The organism is Cryobacterium roopkundense, from assembly GCF_014200405.1.
GTDB lineage: Bacteria > Actinomycetota > Actinomycetes > Actinomycetales > Microbacteriaceae > Cryobacterium > Cryobacterium roopkundense.
Genome location: NZ_JACHBQ010000001.1, coordinates 2,535,521 through 2,555,059, shown reverse-complemented (window position 1 = coordinate 2,555,059; position 19,539 = coordinate 2,535,521). Strand labels below are relative to the sequence as shown.

Here is a 19,539-nt window from a genome sequence, read left to right as displayed (position 1 = left end):
ATCCTTCGAGACGGGGAGGGCTGTGGGAGCGATCAGTGGGCGAGAACGGGGGCCGGCGCCGGTGCCGGCACCGGTGCGGCAACGCGCTGCGCGCGTCCTCGCCGGCTCTTCACGATGAAGAGAGTGAGGGTGGGCAGGACGTAGCCGAGCCAGGCCGTCAACTCGAGCCAGGTGGTGGCGGGAGAGAAGTTGAGTGTGCCCTTGAGCAGCGTGCCATACCAACTGCCCGGCGGCACCGCCGCGCTCACGTTGAACGCGAGGCTGTTCAGTCCCGGCAGCACGCCGGCCTCCTGCAGGTCGTGCACTCCGTAGGACAGCACGCCGGCGGCGACGACGATGAGAATCGCGCCGGTCCAGGTGAAGAAGCGGGACAGGTTGATGCGCAGCATGCCGGAGTAGATCAACCAGCCGAGGGCAATGGCGGTGAGGATGCCGAGCCCCGCGCCGAGGAGCGGAAGGGCGTTGGACCCGCTCGCCTGCACGGCCGCCCAGAGGAAGACTGCCGTCTCGATGCCTTCGCGGCCCACGGCCAGGAACGCCACGAGAACGAGGCCGATGCCCGAGCCCACGAGGTGCCTGTCGATGTTGCCCTGCAGGTGACCCTTGAGGTCTCGTGCGGTGCGCAGCATCCAAAACACCATCCACGTCACGAGCGCGGTGGCGATGATGGAGAGAACGCCCCCGATGATTTCCTGCGCCGTGAACGACAGGCCGTAGGTGCCGAAGGTGAGAAGCGCGCCGATGCCGAGGGCCAGCAGCACGGCCAGGCCAACGCCGAGCCAGATACGCGGCAGCACGTCTTTTCGGTCGATTTTGACGATGTAGGCAATGAGAATGGTCACGATCAGGGCGGCTTCGAGCCCTTCGCGCAAACCGATCAGGTAGTTACCGAGCACGTCACGTCCAAAAAAATAGAGAGGCGAGAGAGACAAAGATTTTGGTAAGGCTAACCTTACCTTTCCCGACTCTAGACCGGTGAACCCGCCCATGTCTAGTTATGATTCTGTGAGGTGAATGTATCTTTCACAGGAAGTGCAGTGGGTCCCATGGTCATGTCCGGCAGCGGCGAAAGCATCGTGTTCGTGCACGGTCACCCCGGCGACGAATCCTGGCTGACCGGAGGCACCATCGCTCGCCTGAACGGCGACGGGGCGACCTCGCTCGTGCTCTATGAAGCGGATGCCGAGTCAGACGGAAGCCTCGCGCCTGCCGTCGGTGCGACGGTGACAGCCGCGCTGGGCGAACTCGGAGTGACTCGGTGGCGCGGGCTGCCAGCGGCATCCGCTGCGGAGCGCGGCCTCGCCGACGCGCTCACGGAAGCGCTGGCCGAGGAATGGGCGACGGCAGTCGTGATCGGCACTGTGAGTGACGCGCTGCGACTCGATGCGACGGCTGCAGCGCACGCCGCCCGCCTGCCGGTCTTCCTGTGCCGACGAGTGGCGGACGCTGCCGTGCAGCGGCTCGTGGCGATCGACGTGAGCGACCACCTTGAGCAGAAGCTGCGGGCGCTCGCGCACTTTCCGTCGCGGTGGCAGGTCGAGGGGACGGCCGTGACCGTGGCGGGAGGGCCGACGGCGCCGGTCTCCGGGTCGGAGGCCTTTGCCCGCCTCGACCCGCCGCGCACCCTGCAGGCCGCCGAGGTGCCGACCACGATGCTGAACCGCGTGCTCGCCGGCGTCCTCGGTGTGCTCGCCGGCGTGACCTTCGGTGTGCTGGGCACCCTCGCGCACCAGTCCGCCGCGGTGATCGGTCCCGTTACCATCCCGGTCGGGCTGATCCTCGCCCTCGTGGCGGTCAGCGCCCTGCTCGTGGGCCTGCGTCTCGTGCTCGGAAATCGCACTGTCGCGCTCCTGGCCGCGACCGGGCTGCTCATCACGATCTTTCTGCTCTCCCTGCGCGGGGCCGGGGGGTCTGTGCTGGTTCCGGCCGGCCTCACGGGAACGCTGTGGACCGTCGTTCCGGCCCTCGTGGCCGCGTTGGTGCTGGCCTGGCCGAAAATCCCGACCCGGAGGTGAGCATCCGCTGAATCGGCCGGAAGGTCGAACCGGCGTAGAATGAAAGCCTGCTCTCGAAGGGAACTAAATCAAGTGACGTATGTGATTGCCTTGCCGTGCGTCGACGTGAAAGACCGTGCCTGCATCGACGAATGCCCGGTCGATTGCATCTACGAGGGCGAGCGCTCGCTCTACATCCACCCCGACGAGTGCGTCGACTGCGGCGCCTGCGAACCGGTCTGCCCGGTCGAGGCCATCTACTACGAAGACGACCTGCCCGAGCAGTGGGCCGACTACTACAAGGCCAACGTCGAATTCTTCGACGACATCGGCTCCCCAGGAGGAGCGGCCAAGGTCGGCGTGCTCGCCAAGGACCACCCGGTCATCTCGGTGCTGCCTCCCCAGGTTCAGCACTAGCTCCTCGTGCTGAAGCCGCTGCCCGACTATCCGTGGGACCAGATGGTTCCCTTCATGGCGCGTGCCAAGGCGCATCCGGACGGCATCGTCGACCTATCTATAGGGTCACCGGCCGATGAGACGCCTGCCGTGATCCGCGAGGCTCTCGCCCGGGCAACGGATGCTCACGCCTACCCGCAAACCGCCGGCACGCCCGAGCTGCAACGGGCCATCGTGGCGTGGTACGCGCGCCGTCGCGGAGTGACGAACCTCACCGAGAAGAACGTGCTCCCCACGATCGGCTCGAAGGAGCTCGTAGCCCTCCTGCCCTTCATGATCGGCCTGGGCGAGGGCGACACCATTGTGCACCCGCGTGCCGCCTATCCCACCTACGCGATCGGGGCCGGCATCGCGGGGGCCGCTGCGCTGGCCTCCGATGATCCCACCGACTGGCCGGAAAGCACCAGGCTGATCTGGTTGAACAGCCCGGGCAATCCCGACGGCAGAGTGCTGTCCATCGACGAACTTCGTGCGGCCGTGGCACGCGCCCGCGAACTCCGTGCCGTGATCGTGAGTGACGAGTGCTATGCCGAGCTGGGCTGGGACGCCCCCTGGGACACCGAGTCGATCCCCAGCATCCTCGACCCGCGCGTGATCGACGGATCGCTCGCCAATGTGATCGCGATCTACTCCCTTAGCAAGCAGTCGAACATGGCCGGATACCGGGCCGCTTTCGCTGCCGGTGACGCGGACGTGCTGGCGCGCTTGCTCACGGTGCGCAAACACGCGGGGCTGATGTTGCCGGCGCCCCTTCAGGCGGCCATGATCGCCGCCCTCGGCGACGACGAGCACGTATCAGTGCAGCGTGAACGCTACAGGGCCCGCCGGGCAACGCTCAAGCCCGCGCTCGAAGGTGCCGGCTTCCGCATCGACCGAAGTGAGGCCGGGCTCTACCTCTGGGCGACAGAGGGCCGGCCCGCCTGGGAATCGATTGCGAAGCTCGCCGACCTCGGAATCCTCGCCGGCCCCGGTCCGTTCTACGGCGATTTCTTCGCCGATCACGTGCGCTTTTCCCTCACCGCGACCGACGAGCGCATCGCCGCAGCGGCCGCACGCTTGCGCGGCTGATGCCGCGTGGGCGGGGTGCGGACACGCCCCGTTCCACCCCTTGCACACGGGCCTGTGGAACATCGATAACGAAACACCCGAACTCTTAGCGGATGCAACAGTAGGCGGCCCCGCCCTTTAGGCTGTAGTCGGAACGAGTTTGCCGGGCGCATATATATGCCGTGGCGAACGCCCGGCACCATACGCAGCGAGACTCAGGGAGGCTCCGTGACCAACGTCGCGCAGCAAACGATATCCAGCGAACCACAGCACGCAGCTGTTGTGGAACCGCAGACGGCCACTCTTACCTACCCGGGGGGCACGGCGGAGTTTCCCATCGTGTCGAGCTCCGATGGCGCTTCGAGCATCGACATCTCGACGCTGACCAAGAAGACCAGCCTCACCACGATCGACTACGGGTTCGTGAACACGGCGGCCACCCGCTCCGCGATCACCTACATTGACGGCGAGCAGGGCATCCTGCGCTATCGCGGGTATCCCATCGAGCAGATCGCCAAGAACTCGAGCTTCCTCGAGACGGCCTGGCTTCTCATCTACGGCGAGCTGCCCACGCAGCTCGAACTCGAGAACTTCGACGACCGCATCCGTCACCACACCCTTCTGCACGAAGACATGCGTCGCTTCTTCGATTCTCTGCCGCACAAGGCCCACCCGATGAGCGTGCTGGCCTCCGGCGTGTCTGCGTTGTCGACGTTCTACCAGGATTCACTCGATCCGAAGGACCCGGAGCAGGTCGAGATTTCCACGATCCGCCTGCTCGCCAAGCTTCCCGTGATGGCCGCCTACGCCCACAAGAAGAGCATCGGCCAGGCCTTCCTGTACCCCGACAACTCGCTGAGCTTCGTCGACAATTTCCTCAAGCTCAACTTCGGTAACCTCGCCGAGCCGTACGAGGTCAACCCCGTCGTGAGCCAGGCGCTCGAGCGCCTGCTCATGCTGCACGAAGACCACGAGCAGAACGCGTCCACTTCCACGGTGCGCCTCGTCGGCTCCACGGAGGCGAACCTGTTCGCGTCGGTCTCCTCCGGAATCAACGCCCTCTTCGGCCCGCTGCACGGTGGCGCGAACGAGGCCGTGCTCAAGATGCTCGGCGAGATCAAGGCTTCCGGCGAAGGCGTCGAAAAGTACGTTGAGCGTGTGAAGAACAAGGAACAGGGCGTGAAGCTCATGGGCTTCGGCCACCGGGTCTACAAGAATTTCGACCCGCGCGCCACCCTCGTGAAGGAGAGCGCCCACGAAGTACTCGCCGCCCTCGGTATCAAGGACGACCTGCTCGACATCGCACAGGAACTCGAACACCTCGCGCTCAGCGACGACTACTTCAAGGAGCGCAAGCTCTACCCCAACGTCGACTTCTACACCGGCGTGATCTACAAGGCCATGGGCTTCCCCACCCGCATGTTTACGGTGCTGTTCGCGATTGGGCGCCTGCCCGGCTGGGTGGCGCACTGGCGCGAGATGAACGAAGACCCGGCCACCAAAATCGGTCGCCCACAGCAGCTGTACGTGGGGTCCGGCGCGCGGGACTTCCCGCAGCGCTAAGTCAATTTCAACGAATCGCCCTGCGGGCAGGGCGATTCGTGCGTTAACCCGGCGACAGCGTGAGGGTGTCGGTGGCGGCGGTCGTGAGCGCGGCGGGTGTGAAGAGCCACGGTCGGGTCTCGTGGTTTTGCCAGAGCGGCGCCTGGTCGACATAGTTCGGATGGAACGCGTGACCGGATGCCCCGGTGAGGTTGATCCACGTGGACCTGTCGAAGTCGCCCAGGTCGATCACCTGCCGCATGGACGGCACCCAGTCGACGGCGTATCCGGACACGGTGGCATCAGAGCCGTTGGCGTTCACGACCGCCGATCCGCCGCCGAGTCGGTACGGCCCTCGGTTGAACAACCACTCGATCGGGGCCACGCCCGATTCTCCGAGGCTCTGGTTGGTGAGTGTGAGCGTGTGGATGCGGCCCCACTGCCACTCGGCAGTGTCAGATCCCATCCGGTCGACCCCCTCGTTCGCAGCCTCCTCGAGCACCCGGGCGAGCATCTTCGTCTGCCCGACCGTTCCGGTACGCTCGTTGGCCCACCACGGCGAATCCGGCTGGGCGAGCAGGTTCGTCACCACGGCGAACGATCGGTCTCCTCCCGTCATGCCGGCGCCGTCGGGAAGCTTGGCATCAAACATTTCTGCCAACAGCGTGTGCCAGACGATGTTGAAGTAGCCGGCGGCCGCGCTGTCGGCCCCGACCGTGTAGTCCCAGCCCTCGAACAGCTTCTGCGCTTCGAGGGCCTTGCCGGTCACGGTGACGGCCTGCAGGGCCGGTACCAGCTCCTCGGCGATCGCGCTGAAGTCGTCCGCCTGGATCTCGCTCATCGCCGCGCTCGTGAGCGGGGTGCCGGCCGCGATCTGGGTGGTGAGGCGCTTCGTGATCTGGGCGGCACGGTAGCCGAGGTCCCAATCTGCCGTAATCAGGTAGGGGTACTCGGAGCCAACGGCCGCGTTGTTCGCCGCCACAATGTAGCCGCTCGGTGGATTGAAGACCTGCGGCAGCGCATCGAAGGGGATGTACCCGTTCCAGCCGTACTCGCTCGTCCATCCCGGAACGGGCACCGTGCCGTCACCGGTGGTGCGGATCGGCACGACCCCGGGGGCCTGGTAGCCAATGTTGCCGTCCACATCGGCGTAGACCAGGTTCTGCGATGGCACGTCGAAGTTCGCAGCAGCCGCCCGGAAGCTGTCCCAGTTGCTCGCGCGATTGAGCGCGAAGATGGCGGATGCCGTGCGGCCGGGACTGAGGGCCGTCCACTGCAGGGATAGCTCGTACGTGGTGGCGGGGGTGGCGGCATCCGCTGGCTCGGCCTGTGGCGGCATATCGGCGGCGGCCGGGTAATCGCTCGCGATGGCGGGAAACTCGGTTCCGGTGAGGCCGCTCACGATCGGGCCGTGATCGGTGGAGCGGATCGTGATCTTCACAGCGGCCCCACCGGCCACGGTGATCTTCTCACTGCGCACGAGGAGCGGCTTCGCCACGCCGTCGTACTCGTAGGTGTCCCCGGTCACCTTCTCCACGTAGAGGTCGGCGACGTCCGGGGCGAGGTTGGTGAAGCCCCAGGCGATGCGGGAGTTGTGGCCGATCACCACGCCGGGCAGCCCGGAGAAGCTGTAGCCGGCCACGTCGAAGGGGCACTCCGCGCTGACCGTGCTGCAGCGCAGCCCCACCTGGTACCAGACCGACGGCAGCGCCGGCCCGAGATGCGGATCGTTGGCCAGCAGCGGTGCGCCGGTGTCGGTGAGCGCACCGGAGACAACCCAGGAGTTGGAGCCGATGTCGCCGCCCGCCGGGCCGAGCAGCTCGGGAACCGACGCGAGGGAGGTGCGCAGAGACGAGAGGGCGTCGCGGTACGCGGCCGAGGTGACCGGGACCTCGGCGGCCGGCCTCGCCGCATCCGCTGACGCAGGCGCGGCCGTCGCAGCGCCCGTGTCGGCCGCGGGAGGGCCGTCCGTGATCGTGGGATGGGTGGCATAGGGGTAGGCCGGATGCAGCTCGGCGATCTCGGCGGGCGTGTAGTCGGTCGTGAGCAGCGCGCGGTCGATCTCGTCGACGAGGTTGGAGCGCAGGTCCCAGGCCATCGCCTTCAGCCAGGCCACCGAGTCGGCCGGCGTCCACGGTTCCGGCTCGTACCCGGGGTTCTGCAGGGCCAGCACGGCGTATTCAAGCGAGAGGCCGGCGCCCCGATGGGTGTCGAGGTAGGCGTTTACGCCGTCGGCGTACGCCTGAAAGTAGCCGAGGGTCTCAGGGTCCAGCAACGCTACCTCGGCCTCGGCGACCGCACGCCAGCCGAGCGTGCGCACGAACGTGTCGGTACCCACCTGGCTGTCGCCGAACAGCTCCGACAGCCGGCCGGCCGTCACGTGACGACGAAAATCCATCTCCCAGAAACGATCCTGCGCGTGCACGTAGCCCTGGGCCAGAAACAGGTCGCCGGAGGTCTTCGCCGTGATCGAGGGGATGCCTGCCTCGTCGCGCATGACGGTGACCTGCGACTCGAGCCCCGGAATGGCTATCTCCCCGGCGAGCATCGGGAACGACCGGTGCACTGTCCATACGCCGACGCCCGATGCGATCAGGGCGAGGGTGAGCAGCACGCCCAGAGCGGCAAACAGGCGGCTCAGCCTGCGGTGTCGTTTGCTTCTGGGTGCGTCGGTGCCCACATCACTCCCTCGTGATTGTCTGTATTCCGGATGCTACCGGTAAGCGGATGCCGCGGGGGTAACGGTTACGCGTGCAGCGCCTCGTTGAGCACGATGCCGGTGCCGGTGCGGGCGAGCACCTCGACGGCGCCGGAAATGGAATTGCGGCGGAACAGCAGGTTAGGCACGCCGCTCAGCTCGACGGCCTTCACAGTGCGGGCCGTGCCGTCGTTGCCGACGGGCGAACCCACCAGAACGACCTTCGTGCCGGCCGTCACGTACAGGCCGGCCTCCACCACGGTGTCATCGCCGATCGCGATGCCCACGCCCGAGTTGGCGCCGAGCAGGGCGCGGGCGCCGATCGACACGCGCTGCGTGCCGCCGCCGGAGAGCGTGCCCATGATGGAGGCGCCGCCGCCGATGTCGGAGCCCTCGCCCACCACGACGCCCTGGGAGATGCGTCCCTCGACCATGGACGAGCCGAGCGTGCCGGCGTTGAAGTTAACGAAGCCCTCGTGCATCACCGTGGTGCCGGGGGCCAGGTGGGCGCCCAGGCGAACGCGCGAGGCATCCGCTATCCGCACGCCGACCGGCATCACGTAGTCCAGCAGTGGAGGGAACTTGTCGAGGCCGCTGGCCTGGATGCCGGCCCGCTGCAGCGAGGGGCGCAGGCGGGCGAAGTCGGCGGGGAGCATGGGGCCGGCGTTCGTCCACACCACAGAGGGCAGGTGGCCAAAGATGCCGTCGAGGTTGATGCTGTTCGGTGCCACGAGCAGGTGGGACAGCAGGTGCAGGCGCAGGTAGGCGTCCGAGGTGCCGGCGACAGGCGCCTGCAGGTCGATCTCCACGGTGACGGCCTCGAGGCGCACCGCGCGGCGGTCGTCGGGGCCGGCGGCCTCGCTCAACTCAGCCGGCATGATCCAGCGGTCGCGGTTGGCCGGCAGCTCGCCGAGCGTGGGGGAGGGAAACCAGGTGTCGAGCACGGTCCCGTCCGACGCGATCGTGGCGAGGCCGTAGCCCCAGGCCTGTGCGGACGAAGACTCAGAAGAAACAGCATTACCCATTCCTCTAGATTAGTAGGGTGCCTCCTACAGCCTCGAAACTCGCGCCCCTGAACCTCGTCGGATCCTCCATCGACCTCACCCGTCAGATCTGCGACATTGAGTCGGTGTCTGGCAACGAGACGGTCCTCGCCGACGCGATCGAGCACGCGCTCGGCGGCTATGAGCACCTCGAGATCATCCGCGACGGCGACACCGTGGTGGCCCGCACGAACCTCGGCCGCGCCCAGCGGGTCGTGATCGCAGGCCACATCGACACCGTGCCGCTTAACGACAACCTGCCCACTCGCTTCGAGACGATCGACGGCGTCGACTACCTCTGGGGCCGCGGCACCGTGGACATGAAGGCCGGCGTGGCTGTGCAGCTCAAGCTCGCCGCCGAACTCACCGAGCCAGGAGTCGACCTCACCTGGATGTGGTACGACCACGAGGAGGTCTCCGACGACCTCAACGGCCTCGGCCGGCTGGCCCGCAATCGGCCCGACCTGTTCGAGGGCGACTTCGCGATTCTCGGCGAACCGACCAACAGTCGAGTTGAGGGCGGCTGCAACGGCAATCTACGCGTGGAAGTGCGCACCTTCGGGCTGCGCGCCCACTCCGCGCGCGCCTGGGTGGGCGAGAATGCCATCCACAAGGCCGGACCCATCCTCGACCTGCTCGCCGCCTACCAGCCGCGTGAGGTTGAGGTCGAGGGGCTCGTCTACCGAGAGGGCCTCAACGCCGTCGGCATCAGCGGCGGAGTCGCCGGTAACGTCATTCCCGACGAGTGCATGGTGCACGTGAACTACCGGTTCGCCCCGAGCCGCACCGCCGACGAGGCCGAGGCCCACCTGCGCGAGCTCTTCGCCGGCTACGACGTTCTGGTCGTCGACAAGGCAGAGGGGGCTCGACCGGGACTCGATGCGCCGCTGGCCCGGCAGTTTCTCGACGCCGTCGGCGGCGAAGCCATGCCCAAGTACGGCTGGACCGATGTCGCCCGCTTTTCGGCGCTCGGTGTGCCGGCTGTGAACTACGGTCCGGGCGACCCGCTCAAGGCACACGCCGACGACGAGCGCGTGGCCGTGGAGCAGATCACCGCCTGCGAGGCCGGCCTGCGGGCGTGGCTCGCGGCATCCGTTCGGTGAAGCGTGCCCCGTCGGCGCGGCTAGTAGAGCGGATGCCGCCGCGCGCTCTGGCGCGCTACCGGCTCACGCCGTGGTGGGCTCGCGTGCTCCTGATCTGGGCGCTCTCCCGAGTGGTCACGACCACCCTCGTGCTCGTGCTCGCGCGCGTGCAGGGCCCGAATGCGTGGACCGGCGCCAGCCCGAGCTACGTTGACTTTGCGAACATGTGGGACGGCCGCTGGTACAACATTGTGGCCCTGTACGGCTACCCCTCCGTGCTGCCGCTCACCGATGCCGGGCAGATCGGCGAGAACGCGTGGGCGTTCATGCCCGGCTACCCGGTGGTGGCGCGCCTGCTGATGGTTGTGAGCGGTCAGGAGTGGGCGCCGGTTGCCGTTTTCGTCTCGGTGGCGTTCAGCCTCGCGACGGCGCTGATGTTTTACAGGTTGATGAACCGGGTTCTCGACTCGTCCACAGCGCTGTTTTCGGTCGTGCTGTTCTGCGTGGCGCCGCTGTCGCCCCTGCTGCAGTTCGGTTACGCCGAGTCGATGTACCTGTTCTTCCTGACGCTCGCGCTGTACCTGCTGCTCGAGCGTCGGTACGCGCTGCTGTTTCCGGTGATCGCAGTGATGGCGCTCACCCGGCCGAGCGGGCTCGCCTTCGCGCTGGCCATGTCGCTGCACGTGATCTACAGGTTCGTGACGCGCGCGAAGGATCCGTTCCCGATGCGCGAGCGCGTTCTCGCGGCCTCTGTCGCCGTGTATAGCGGCGTGATGGGTCTTGCCTGGCCGATCGCGGCGTGGATTGCCACGGGCAGCATCACGGCGTACACCGACACGGAGTTGTCCTGGCGCGCCCCGTACGTCGGCTATCAGGAGCTTGTTCCCTTCGTGGCCTGGTTCCAGAGCGGCACGTGGTGGCTCGGCGCGACCGGCGGCCCCGTCGTCGTGGTGGCGTTGATCATCGCCTTCGCACTGTTCTTGTTCACCCCAGCGGTGCGCCGCCTCGGTGGAGATCTTCGGTTCTGGGCGGCGAGCTACGCGCTCTACCTGCTGGCCGTCTTCTTTCCACAGTCGAGCACGTTTCGGCTGCTGATGCCGCTGTTTCCGCTGCTCGGCGCGGTGGCCGTGCCGCGGCATCCCCTTTACCGGATCGGCGTCGTGCTGCTGTGCATCGCCGGCCAGTGGGGCTGGCTCCTGATCTGCTGGGGCGTCGACGGCCAGGACTGGACGCCGCCTTAACTCGTCATCGAGCGTGCCGTAATTTACGTCTCGGGCCTCCATGGTCGATAATGGATATACAAAGACGAATGGAAGGGGAGTTCATGGCGGCCATGAAGCCACGGACCGGAGACGGGCCAATGGAGGCTGTAAAAGAGGGGCGCCTGATCATCGTGCGTGTACCGCTCGAAGGTGGAGGGCGACTCGTCGTCTCCGTGAACGACGCCGAGGCCAAAGAACTTCACGACGCGCTCGCCGGAGTTGTGAACGCAGTCAAGTAGCCTCACTTGCCTGAATGGCTGCACGTTCCCTGTTGCGACAGGGGCGTGCAGCCGTTTTTGTACCCGCTGTCGCGGAGCGGATGCCGCTACGCGCGCAGTTTGGTGATCTGCAGCAGCCCGTCGCCCACTGGGGAGAGGGCGCTGATTACGGCGTTAGACGACCCGATCTCGGTGAGCAGGGTGCGGAAGCCCGTGGCGACGTCGTCGCGCTTGGCGGGGTCGGCCACGCGGCCGCGCCACAGGGCGTGCGCCACGAGAACGGTTCCACCCGGACGGGCAAGCCGCAAACCGTGCTCGACATACTCGATGACCGACTGCGGGTCGGCGTCGATGAAGACGATGTCGTAGGAGTTCTCGTTCATTCGCGGCAGCACATCCGCTGCCTTGCCCGTGATGAGGCGAACTCGGTTCGCGGGGACCTTCGCCTCCAGAAAATTCGCCTTCGCATGCTGCAGGTGGTCGACCTCGGTGTCGATCGAGGTGAGCATGGCACCGGGTGCGCCGCGAAGCAGCCACAGGCCGGAGACTCCGGCGCCCGTGCCGACCTCCAGGATGCTGCGCGCGCCGGTCGCGGCCGCGATGACAGCGGCCTGGGCCCCCACTGCTGGCGCGATGGCGTCGATGCCGAGCTCGAGGGACTGCTGCCGGGCCTTGGCGACGGCTTCGGACTCCACGACAGAATCGTCGGAGAATTTCCAGTTCAATACAATGTCAGACACGGTTCACTCCAGTTGATGAATAGGTCAAGACTATGGCCGAGGTGGCTGTGGTCGGTGGATGCCTCGCCGAGCGATATTCTGGGTATATGTTCGGTTTGACGTTTGAGAAGATCCTCATCATCGGGATCATCGCCGTCTTCCTGCTCGGACCAGAGAAGTTACCGCACTACGCCGCCCAGTTGGGACGTCTTGTCAGGCAGTTGCGGGACATGGCCAACGGTGCCAAAGACCGCATCCGTGACGAGATGGGCCCTGAGTTCGACGAGCTGGACTGGAAGAAACTGGATCCGCGCCAGTACGACCCGCGCCGTATCATTCGGGAAGCCCTCACCGAGGAAGAACCCCTCAAGGCACAATCGGCCACCATCGGCCGGGCGAGCCCCGCGGCAGCTTCGCTGCTCGGTGCGGCCGCCGGCGGAGCCGCGCTGACCCCGCTGACCCCCGCCGCAGTCGCGCCAGCTCCCTACGACGCCGAGGCGACCTAGCCCGACCCCCGCCCCGCTGATCAGTTAATTCGCTGGTCGAGGCGCGACGAAGGAGCGATCGAGACCTCGCAGGCCGATCCTCGTACGTTGCTGCGATCGTGCCCGTCGTGTCCCTCACGCCCGACCGGCAGCGTCTCGGTGTGGTCATCTCGAAGGATTTGACCCGGCGGGCTTTTGATGGGACATTGATCAATCCGCCAGACACCCATGTCTGGAGGATTTTTTTGGGTTTGTGGAGGGATTTGTCATGTCTGGTGCTGCCGAAGAAACGTTCTGGGTCACGCCGAAGGCCCTCGAGCGGCTGCGCGCGGAACTGGCGGAACTCGCATTGGCGGTGAGCCCGGAATCCGAGAAGGGTCAGGGCAGCGATCTGCGTATCCGCGAGCTGGAGCGCTTGCTGAAGCACGCCGAACTGGGGGAGAAGCCCGACGACGGGCTCGTGGAGCCGGGCATGCAGATCACCGTTCGATTTGTCGGCGGCGATCCCGAGACATTCCTGCTCGGATCACGCGAGCTGATGAACGCGGACGGGGAGACCGGCCTCGATGTGTACTCCCCGACCTCACCCCTGGGCGTGGCGATCATCGGCAAGCACACGGGCGACACCGCCTCCTACCTGGCACCCACTGGAGCGACGGTGCACGTCGAGATCACCGAGGTGGTTCCGTTCCGGGGCTAAATCGGCGGCTGGCGCGGCGCGGGCGGTAGGCTGCCAGTCACGTGACGTGAGCGCTCCAGAGAATCGGGCTGCAGATGACCGAACCGGCAGGATTCGCCGTGCGGCTGCGGCTGCACCAGGACGAGCCTGCTCCCGACCTCGTTCCTCTTTTCTTCGATGACGCCCGGCCCCGTCCCTTCGGCCGAACCCTGCGGCTCGCTCTCGCGATGAAGGGTGGAGTCAGCCTTGCGGTGTGGATCGGCGGTACGGTGGCCGAGCTGGATATTTTGCGCAGGCTGCGCTTGGTGGCCGACGTAGAGGGGGTTGCCGCGTACATGCTCGTCGCCGACCCGCATTCCGCCACTCCCGACCACGTGCTCAACGAGAACGTCGTCTCGCGTGCGAGCGTATACGCCCGGATGCTGGCCGATCGCGGCTTCGACCGGGTCGAATTCGACGTGCTGGCCGGTGCGAGCGCCGGGGGCCTGAACTCCGTCATCTATGCGGCGGCCCAGCGAACCGGGGCGGCTCCCGATGAGATGCTGCACACCTGGGCTAACGCGGGAGCGATTTGGCGGTTTCTGCAGAAGCCCGGACTCAGCCCCGTCAACGCTCCGCTGCGGGGCGATGAGTACTTCGCGCCAGCCGTCAACACCGCCATCGCGGCGTACTACGATCTCGGGTTCGCGGCGGGAAACGAACTGCACCGCGCGGATCGGATCGTTGTTGACCTGTCCGCCACGATTCTCGACAGGGAAGACGGCCCCGATCGGGGAACGCGGGAAGGTCGGGGGCACTTCCATTTCGTCGGCGCGGCCCATCCGTGTGATCCCGAGCAGGATCCGACGGCCGAGCAGGCGGCCCAGGCCCGGGAATACCGGAGGGGAATTCCGGCGGCGCGATCACTCGGGCGAGTCGAGAGCCTTGCCCGTCTGGCCTATGCGGCCCGGTCGACGTCGTCAGTTCCCGGCGGCTTTGAGCCGGCGCTCATCTCGTCTGTCGCGTCCGATGCAACCGCGCCCGCGGACGACCGCATCGATATGACCTTTGCCTTTCATGCGCACAGAACGGCCGACGACGTTCCGTACCGGGTGATCGACGGCGGCCTGACCGACAACATCCCCATCGACCGGGCGTTTCGCGCCATACGCGCAATGCCCTCCGACGTGCACTCCCGGCGCGCGTTGATGTACCTCAATCCCGAAGGGCCCGCATCCGTGCGCCCGCACGTGCCTGAGCCCTACAGCGGAGACTACCCGCCGCGCGATCTCGCGACGGACCCGCCCCTGACGCCCCGAAGCGACAGGCTGTCGCTCGTTCTCGGCGTCGCCGTCGGGGCCCTTGCCATCAGTTTTGGCCGGGAATCGGGCGACGAGGAGGGGCAAAACGTCGACGACTTTCGGCGGGAACTCCTCCTCGCCCAGGGGCGGGACCAGGGCCTGTCAGTGCTGGTAGACGACCTCTCCGAAGTCGCTGTCGTCGATGCGCTCCGTGCCTACGTGCGCTTCCGGTCCTCGACCGACCTCGACCTGCTCACGCGTGTTCTGCTGGACCCGGCGGTGTGGCAGCTGGGCACCGACCTGCCCACCCGATCTGTGGTCACGGCGCTCGAACGCCGTCGGCTGACGTCGCTCGAGAGCGAGCTTCATGATCTCTACGGAGCCAGTGCGGAGAACGCGACCGAGTCCGAGCTGAGGCGAAGCGAAGTCTGTGCCGGGCCGGAGGCCCTGTGCGCTGCCTCGCTCAACATACTGTCGTGGATCCAAACCTTGGAGCGTTCCCAGTTCGAGCAGACCGGCAGCACGGACATAGACCTGGACTGCGAGCCGTACGCGACGCTCGGAGACGTGCGTCTCGCCGTCTACGCGGTGCTCGGGGCCGCCGACCGTCTCAGAGACGAGATTCTGGCCGGTGTGGTGGCCGTCGCCAACGCCCTTCCGATCGGGACGCCGGCCGACGTCCTCGCGCGCGCAGTCAGCACTCGCTGGCTACGGCCCGAATCGCCGCTGCCGCACTGGACGACACTCGATGCTGTTGTCACGCTGCTCCGGCATGTGCCGGCAGTGAACACCCTGATTCCGGCGAGCAGCGAATGGGAGCAGTCGCCCTGGCGTGGAATTTCCGCACGCCCCGGGCTCGATTCCCTCGACACCTCAGCGTTCACGGCGGCCAGGGGTGTACGCGAGTCCCTACTCACCCTGGACTTCTGGGAGGTGTCGGCTGACGAAGTTCCCGCCCACTACGGAGAATTCGCCAGCCTCATGCGGGGCCAACTGCGACGGGGCCTCCGCTCCGCACTGTCACTTCCACAGAGCCAGCTCCAGGCACCGGTTATCGATGCGCTGCTCAGCCAGACCGAGCTGAGGGCAGCCTCTAAACTCAACGGCGCGCGCTATCTCAACCTCTCGGGCTTCCTGAGCGCCGAGTGGCGTCTCAACGACTGGTGGTGGGGACGCCTCGACGCCGGCGCCGGAGTCGTGCGTTTCCTCGGGTCCCTGCCGGTCGACGCGCCACTCACGCGGGCGAAGGATCCAGGCAGCGATCCTGTGCTGCTCGTGCAGGACCAGATCCTTCTGCAGGCCGCGGCGCAGAAAGCAGAGTGGGCGCCGCTCGGGCGGAATACAGCGCCGACAGCCGCCCGCACCGACGCCGACGGGGAACCCAGGGTGGCTCCCAACATCGCACCGGACGAGGTTCGGGCGGCCCTGCGCAGAGGGGCGGACTCCCTGCGAAACCTCGAGCCCGGCTATCGTGCGGCAGTTGGCTCGCAGGCACTCCGGGTCGCGTTTCGTTCCCTGGGACGATGGGGCACCCCGTGGTGGATGCACCTGATTCTCGTTGTGGCACGTCCGATCGCGGTGCTTGTACCCCTGGTGCTCGACCCGCCGCGGGCGCTGCTGGTGGCAGCCGTGCTCGGCGGAGGTCTCACACTCTCGTCGGCCGCCGAAGGCCGAGATGCTCCCGGCTGGTGGACGCTCCTGATCCTTCTGACGACGGCCTGTGTTCTCCTGGCACTACTCCGTTTCGTGCATGCATCGAGGCAGTGGCGTGCAATCGGCGACATTGTCGCCGAGCTGGATGGCGGCGAGGGGGTCCGGCAAACCGAGGTTCGGACGCAATACCGCCGGGCGGTCATGTGGTGGTGCGTGTTGATGGCCGGCGGTACGGTCTTCGTGACGGTCGCCGTCGGTGTCTCTGATGCTGGGGGAATGGCCGCGGCTACGATGCTCGTGCTGTCGGGCGCGGGGGCGTTCCTCTTGGCGGCATACCGGATTCGAACCGTGCCCGCGAACTCCGGGTATCGAGGCCGGGACGCCGTGGTCAGCGCCTTCGCTGTGGTGCTGCTACTGATCGTGCCGCTGTGCTCGCGCGCATTAGGCGGGGGGATCACCGCGGTCGTCTCGGGTTCAGAAACGGTGGTGCTTCTCGCGGCGACCGCCGGCTTGATCTCCCTGATCACGAACTGGGGATGGCAAGCCGGTTGGCACCCCGCCCAGCCGCGTCTCGTGCCGACGACACTGGTGGCGGTGCTGTCGTGGCTCGCGCAGGGGCTTCTTGCGGGCTGGGCGGCCGGCCTGGTGTGCGCCGGGCTGCTCTCGCGGGAGGGGTGGGCCGATTCCTTCAGTCTGTCGACCGTGGCGGTCGTGACGTCCCTCTTCGTGAGCGGTACCGTTCAATGGTGGCTGCCCGACCTGTTGGCCTGGCTGCCCACGTACGAACCGAAGGATCTCACCAGGCGTGGCATCGAGTGAAGGGCAGCGTCAATGACGACCAAGGCACCGAAGGCGGTTCGAGTTCCCAAGGCCGCCTACGAACATGAGCTCAGCCGATTGCAGGCCGAACTCGTCACGATGCAGCAGTGGGTCAAGGTGTCCGGCGCGCGCATCGTGGTGATCTTCGAGGGCCGTGACGCCGCCGGCAAGGGATCCGCGATCAAGAGGGTCACTGAATATCTCAATCCCCGTATCGCTCGCATCGTGGCGCTGCCGATGCCGACCGATCGGGAACGCACGCAGTGGTACTTTCAGCGGTATATCGAGCATCTTCCGGCCGCCGGGGAAATCGTGCTCATGGACCGCTCCTGGTACAACCGGGCGGGCGTTGAACGCGTCATGGGCTACTGCACCAGCGACCAGTACCACCGGTTCTTGCACCAGGCACCCATTTTCGAGCGCATGCTCGTCGAAGAGGGCATCCTCGTGGTCAAGTACTGGTTCTCGGTCTCCGACCGGGAGCAGGAACGGCGGTTCCGTTCACGACAGAAGGACCCGATGCGTCGGTGGAAGCTGTCGGAAACCGATGTTCTGTCGATCACCAAGTGGGTGGAGTACTCCCGTGCCAAGGACGACATGTTCGTGCACACCGACATCCCCGAGGCACCCTGGTGGGTCGTGGAGAGCGAGGACAAGCGGGCCTCACGCCTCAACGTGATCAGCCACCTCCTCTCGCTTGTGCCTTACGAGCGCACCGAGCCGCCCAAGGTGCACATTCCTCGGCGGCCCAAGGCGTCCGACTACGAGCGGCCGCCCCGGGAGGAGATGAACGCGGTTCCCGACTACGCGGCCACCCTGATCACAGCCAAAACCAAAGCCAAGGGAGAGCCGTCGCCGTCGACCGACCACGGGTCATCGCCGTCGCAGGCCCTTTAGCACCCGTGTCAGGAGCACCAGCGGGCCGGCGAGGGCCTCGAACTCGTGGCTGGTCCGGGGTAGCTGCAGCACGCCCGTCGCCCGGCTGATGGTGACGGGGTTCACGAAGCGCAGCAGGCCTTCAGGGCCGTTACGCCGGCCGAGCCCGGAGCGCTTCACGCCGCCCATCGGCGCATCCACCGAGGAGAACGACCCCCGGTACCCCTCGTTCACGTTCACGCTCCCAGCCTCGAGCCGCGCCGCGACCCGCAGGCCGCGGCGCGCAGAACCCGAGAATACGGATGCGTTCAGGCCGAATTCCGAGTCGTTGGCCGCTGCGATCGCCTCGCGCTCCGACTCCACGATCGACACCCGCACGACAGGGCCGAACGTCTCGCCGGCGAAGCACGCCATCGCGGGAGTGACCCCGGTGAGCACCGTGGGTTCGTAGAAATAGGGACCGAGGTCGGGGCGCGCCCTGCCGCCGGCAAGGACTGTGGCCCCGTGCGCCACGGCGTCGGCCACATGCTCCTCCACCCGGTCCAGCTGGGCCTGCGTGCTGAGGGAACCGACATCAGTCGAGTAGTCGAAGGTAGCGCCGAGGGTGAGCCGGACGGTGGCGGCCACGAATTCACGCAGGAACGGCCCGGCCACGGCGCGTTCCACGTAAATGCGCTCGGTCGACACGCACAGCTGGCCGAGGGACGAGAAGCACGCGTAGGCTGCGTCGGCCGCAGCCCGACGGGCGTCGACGTCATCGAGCACGATCAGCGCGTTCTTGCCGCCGAGCTCGAGCGACGCTCCGGTGAGGTTCTCGGCGGCCTGCTGTGCCACGCGGATGCCGGTGGCCGTCGAACCCGTGAAGCACACGTAGTCCGCACCATTCGTGACAGCGCCGCCGATCTGTGGCCCATCGCCCGTGACGACGGCCCAGAGAGCGGCCGGCACGCCTGCCTCGATGAACGCCCCGCGCAGGGCCAGGATACTGAGGGCGCCCTGATTGTCGGCCTTCTGCACGACGCCACAGCCTGCGGCCAGTGCCGGCACGACATCCATGGCGGCGAGACTCAGCGGGTAGTTCCACGGGGTGATCACGCCGGCGACGCCCTTGGGGCGGTAGCGCACGCGTGTGGTCACCACGAGGGGAATCCCGGCTCGCCGGCGATCTCCGCTCAACACCCGCCGGGCGGTGACGGCGTTGTAGCGGGTGACGCTCGCGGCCTGGAACACTTCCTCGAACGCCTGGCCACGGGTCTTACCCGTCTCGGTCTGCAGGGCATCGAGCAGCAGTTCGCGGCGCTCGAGCAGCAGGTCGTGGGCTCTGAGCAGCACGCGGCGGCGGTGTGCGAACCCGGCCCTGGCCCAGGCGACTTGGGCGCGGCGAGCGCGAGCATAGGCATCCGTCACATCCCGTGGCAGGCTCATTGGCAAGGCGTGCAGCACCTCGCCCGTGAACGACGCCAGAACGGGCACGGTCTCGGTAGACGAGGCGGTGATGCCGCTATCGAGGGCGGAAATGGCCCGGGGATCGAGCAAAGAATGCGACATATCGCCAGTCTAAGTCGCCGCCTCGGGCCCTGTCCGTGGCGAATTCAGGAAATCCCGGTCGCGGAATCGACGACGGCCGGCGTCTGCGGGCACGCGGGCCGGCCCGAGGCGTCGGTTTCCTGATTTGGCCACCGTAGG

General features: G+C 66.9%; 16 protein-coding genes. 11 read left to right on the top strand and 5 right to left on the bottom strand.

Annotation, left to right across the window (positions count from 1 at the left end):
* Positions 1 to 32 precede the first annotated feature (32 nt).
* Positions 33 to 896, bottom strand: coding sequence for an iron uptake transporter permease EfeU (gene efeU / locus BJ997_RS12060; protein ID WP_035834864.1), 864 nt, complete (start codon positions 894 to 896; stop codon positions 33 to 35).
* Positions 897 to 1,037: 141 nt separating this feature from the next.
* Between efeU and BJ997_RS21535 the strand changes: the two genes are divergently transcribed.
* From BJ997_RS21535 to BJ997_RS12040, 4 genes are all read left to right on the top strand, one after another.
* Entirely contained in the window at positions 1,038 to 2,015 is a 978-nt protein-coding gene (locus BJ997_RS21535) for a PIG-L deacetylase family protein (protein ID WP_236628707.1), read from the top strand.
* 72 nt (positions 2,016 to 2,087) lie between these two features.
* Positions 2,088 to 2,411: a ferredoxin gene (fdxA, locus tag BJ997_RS12050; protein ID WP_035834817.1), complete on the top strand. Its 324-nt coding sequence runs from the start codon at positions 2,088 to 2,090 to the stop codon at positions 2,409 to 2,411.
* A gap of 6 nt (positions 2,412 to 2,417) precedes the next feature.
* Positions 2,418 to 3,518 (top strand): succinyldiaminopimelate transaminase, encoded by a 1,101-nt coding sequence (gene dapC, locus BJ997_RS12045; protein ID WP_035834818.1) that lies wholly within the window; start codon positions 2,418 to 2,420, stop codon positions 3,516 to 3,518.
* Positions 3,519 to 3,749: 231 nt separating this feature from the next.
* Positions 3,750 to 5,060 carry a citrate synthase gene (locus BJ997_RS12040; RefSeq protein ID WP_236628719.1) on the top strand — a complete coding sequence of 437 codons (1,311 nt, stop codon included), beginning with the start codon at positions 3,750 to 3,752 and terminating at the stop codon, positions 5,058 to 5,060.
* Positions 5,061 to 5,103: 43 nt separating this feature from the next.
* Here BJ997_RS12040 and BJ997_RS12035 read toward each other — a convergent pair whose 3' ends face one another.
* On the bottom strand, positions 5,104 to 7,719 hold the full coding sequence (locus BJ997_RS12035) for a penicillin acylase family protein (RefSeq protein ID WP_035834819.1): 2,616 nt from the start codon (positions 7,717 to 7,719) through the stop codon (positions 5,104 to 5,106).
* Positions 7,720 to 7,784: 65 nt separating this feature from the next.
* On the bottom strand, positions 7,785 to 8,762 hold the full coding sequence (gene dapD, locus BJ997_RS12030; protein WP_035834820.1) for a 2,3,4,5-tetrahydropyridine-2,6-dicarboxylate N-succinyltransferase: 978 nt from the start codon (positions 8,760 to 8,762) through the stop codon (positions 7,785 to 7,787).
* Between the two features lie 17 nt (positions 8,763 to 8,779).
* On the opposite strand from dapD, the gene dapE reads away from it, so the two are divergent.
* The 3 genes from dapE to BJ997_RS12015 all read left to right on the top strand — a co-directional run bounded on the left by dapE (position 8,780) and on the right by BJ997_RS12015 (position 11,363).
* Entirely contained in the window at positions 8,780 to 9,883 is a 1,104-nt protein-coding gene (dapE, locus tag BJ997_RS12025; RefSeq protein WP_035834825.1) for a succinyl-diaminopimelate desuccinylase, read from the top strand.
* Positions 9,884 to 9,915: 32 nt separating this feature from the next.
* Entirely contained in the window at positions 9,916 to 11,103 is a 1,188-nt protein-coding gene (locus BJ997_RS12020; RefSeq protein WP_052541879.1) for a hypothetical protein, read from the top strand.
* Between the two features lie 83 nt (positions 11,104 to 11,186).
* Complete coding sequence (locus BJ997_RS12015) at positions 11,187 to 11,363, top strand: DUF3117 domain-containing protein (RefSeq protein WP_081882276.1); 177 nt, start codon at positions 11,187 to 11,189, stop codon at positions 11,361 to 11,363.
* 86 nt (positions 11,364 to 11,449) lie between these two features.
* Here the strand turns inward: BJ997_RS12015 and BJ997_RS12010 are convergent, their stop codons facing one another.
* Positions 11,450 to 12,082: an O-methyltransferase gene (locus tag BJ997_RS12010; RefSeq protein WP_035834826.1), complete on the bottom strand. Its 633-nt coding sequence runs from the start codon at positions 12,080 to 12,082 to the stop codon at positions 11,450 to 11,452.
* An 86-nt stretch (positions 12,083 to 12,168) separates the two neighbouring features.
* Here BJ997_RS12010 and BJ997_RS12005 point away from each other — a divergent pair, with 86 nt between their 5' ends.
* The 4 genes from BJ997_RS12005 (at position 12,169) to ppk2 (ending at position 17,874) form a co-directional block, all read left to right on the top strand.
* A complete protein-coding gene (locus BJ997_RS12005) occupies positions 12,169 to 12,567 on the top strand; it encodes a twin-arginine translocase TatA/TatE family subunit (RefSeq protein WP_035834872.1) in 399 nt (132 codons plus the stop codon).
* A 247-nt stretch (positions 12,568 to 12,814) separates the two neighbouring features.
* Positions 12,815 to 13,246 carry a GreA/GreB family elongation factor gene (locus tag BJ997_RS12000; protein ID WP_035834828.1) on the top strand — a complete coding sequence of 144 codons (432 nt, stop codon included), beginning with the start codon at positions 12,815 to 12,817 and terminating at the stop codon, positions 13,244 to 13,246.
* Positions 13,247 to 13,320: 74 nt separating this feature from the next.
* Entirely contained in the window at positions 13,321 to 16,977 is a 3,657-nt protein-coding gene (locus BJ997_RS11995; RefSeq protein ID WP_035834829.1) for a DUF3376 domain-containing protein, read from the top strand.
* A 12-nt stretch (positions 16,978 to 16,989) separates the two neighbouring features.
* Positions 16,990 to 17,874: a polyphosphate kinase 2 gene (gene ppk2 / locus BJ997_RS11990; protein ID WP_052541880.1), complete on the top strand. Its 885-nt coding sequence runs from the start codon at positions 16,990 to 16,992 to the stop codon at positions 17,872 to 17,874.
* Here the strand turns inward: ppk2 and BJ997_RS11985 are convergent.
* Positions 17,851 to 19,401 (bottom strand): succinic semialdehyde dehydrogenase, encoded by a 1,551-nt coding sequence (locus BJ997_RS11985; RefSeq protein ID WP_183323479.1) that lies wholly within the window; start codon positions 19,399 to 19,401, stop codon positions 17,851 to 17,853. The genes ppk2 and BJ997_RS11985 overlap by 24 nt on opposite strands.
* Positions 19,402 to 19,539: the final 138 nt, after the last annotated feature.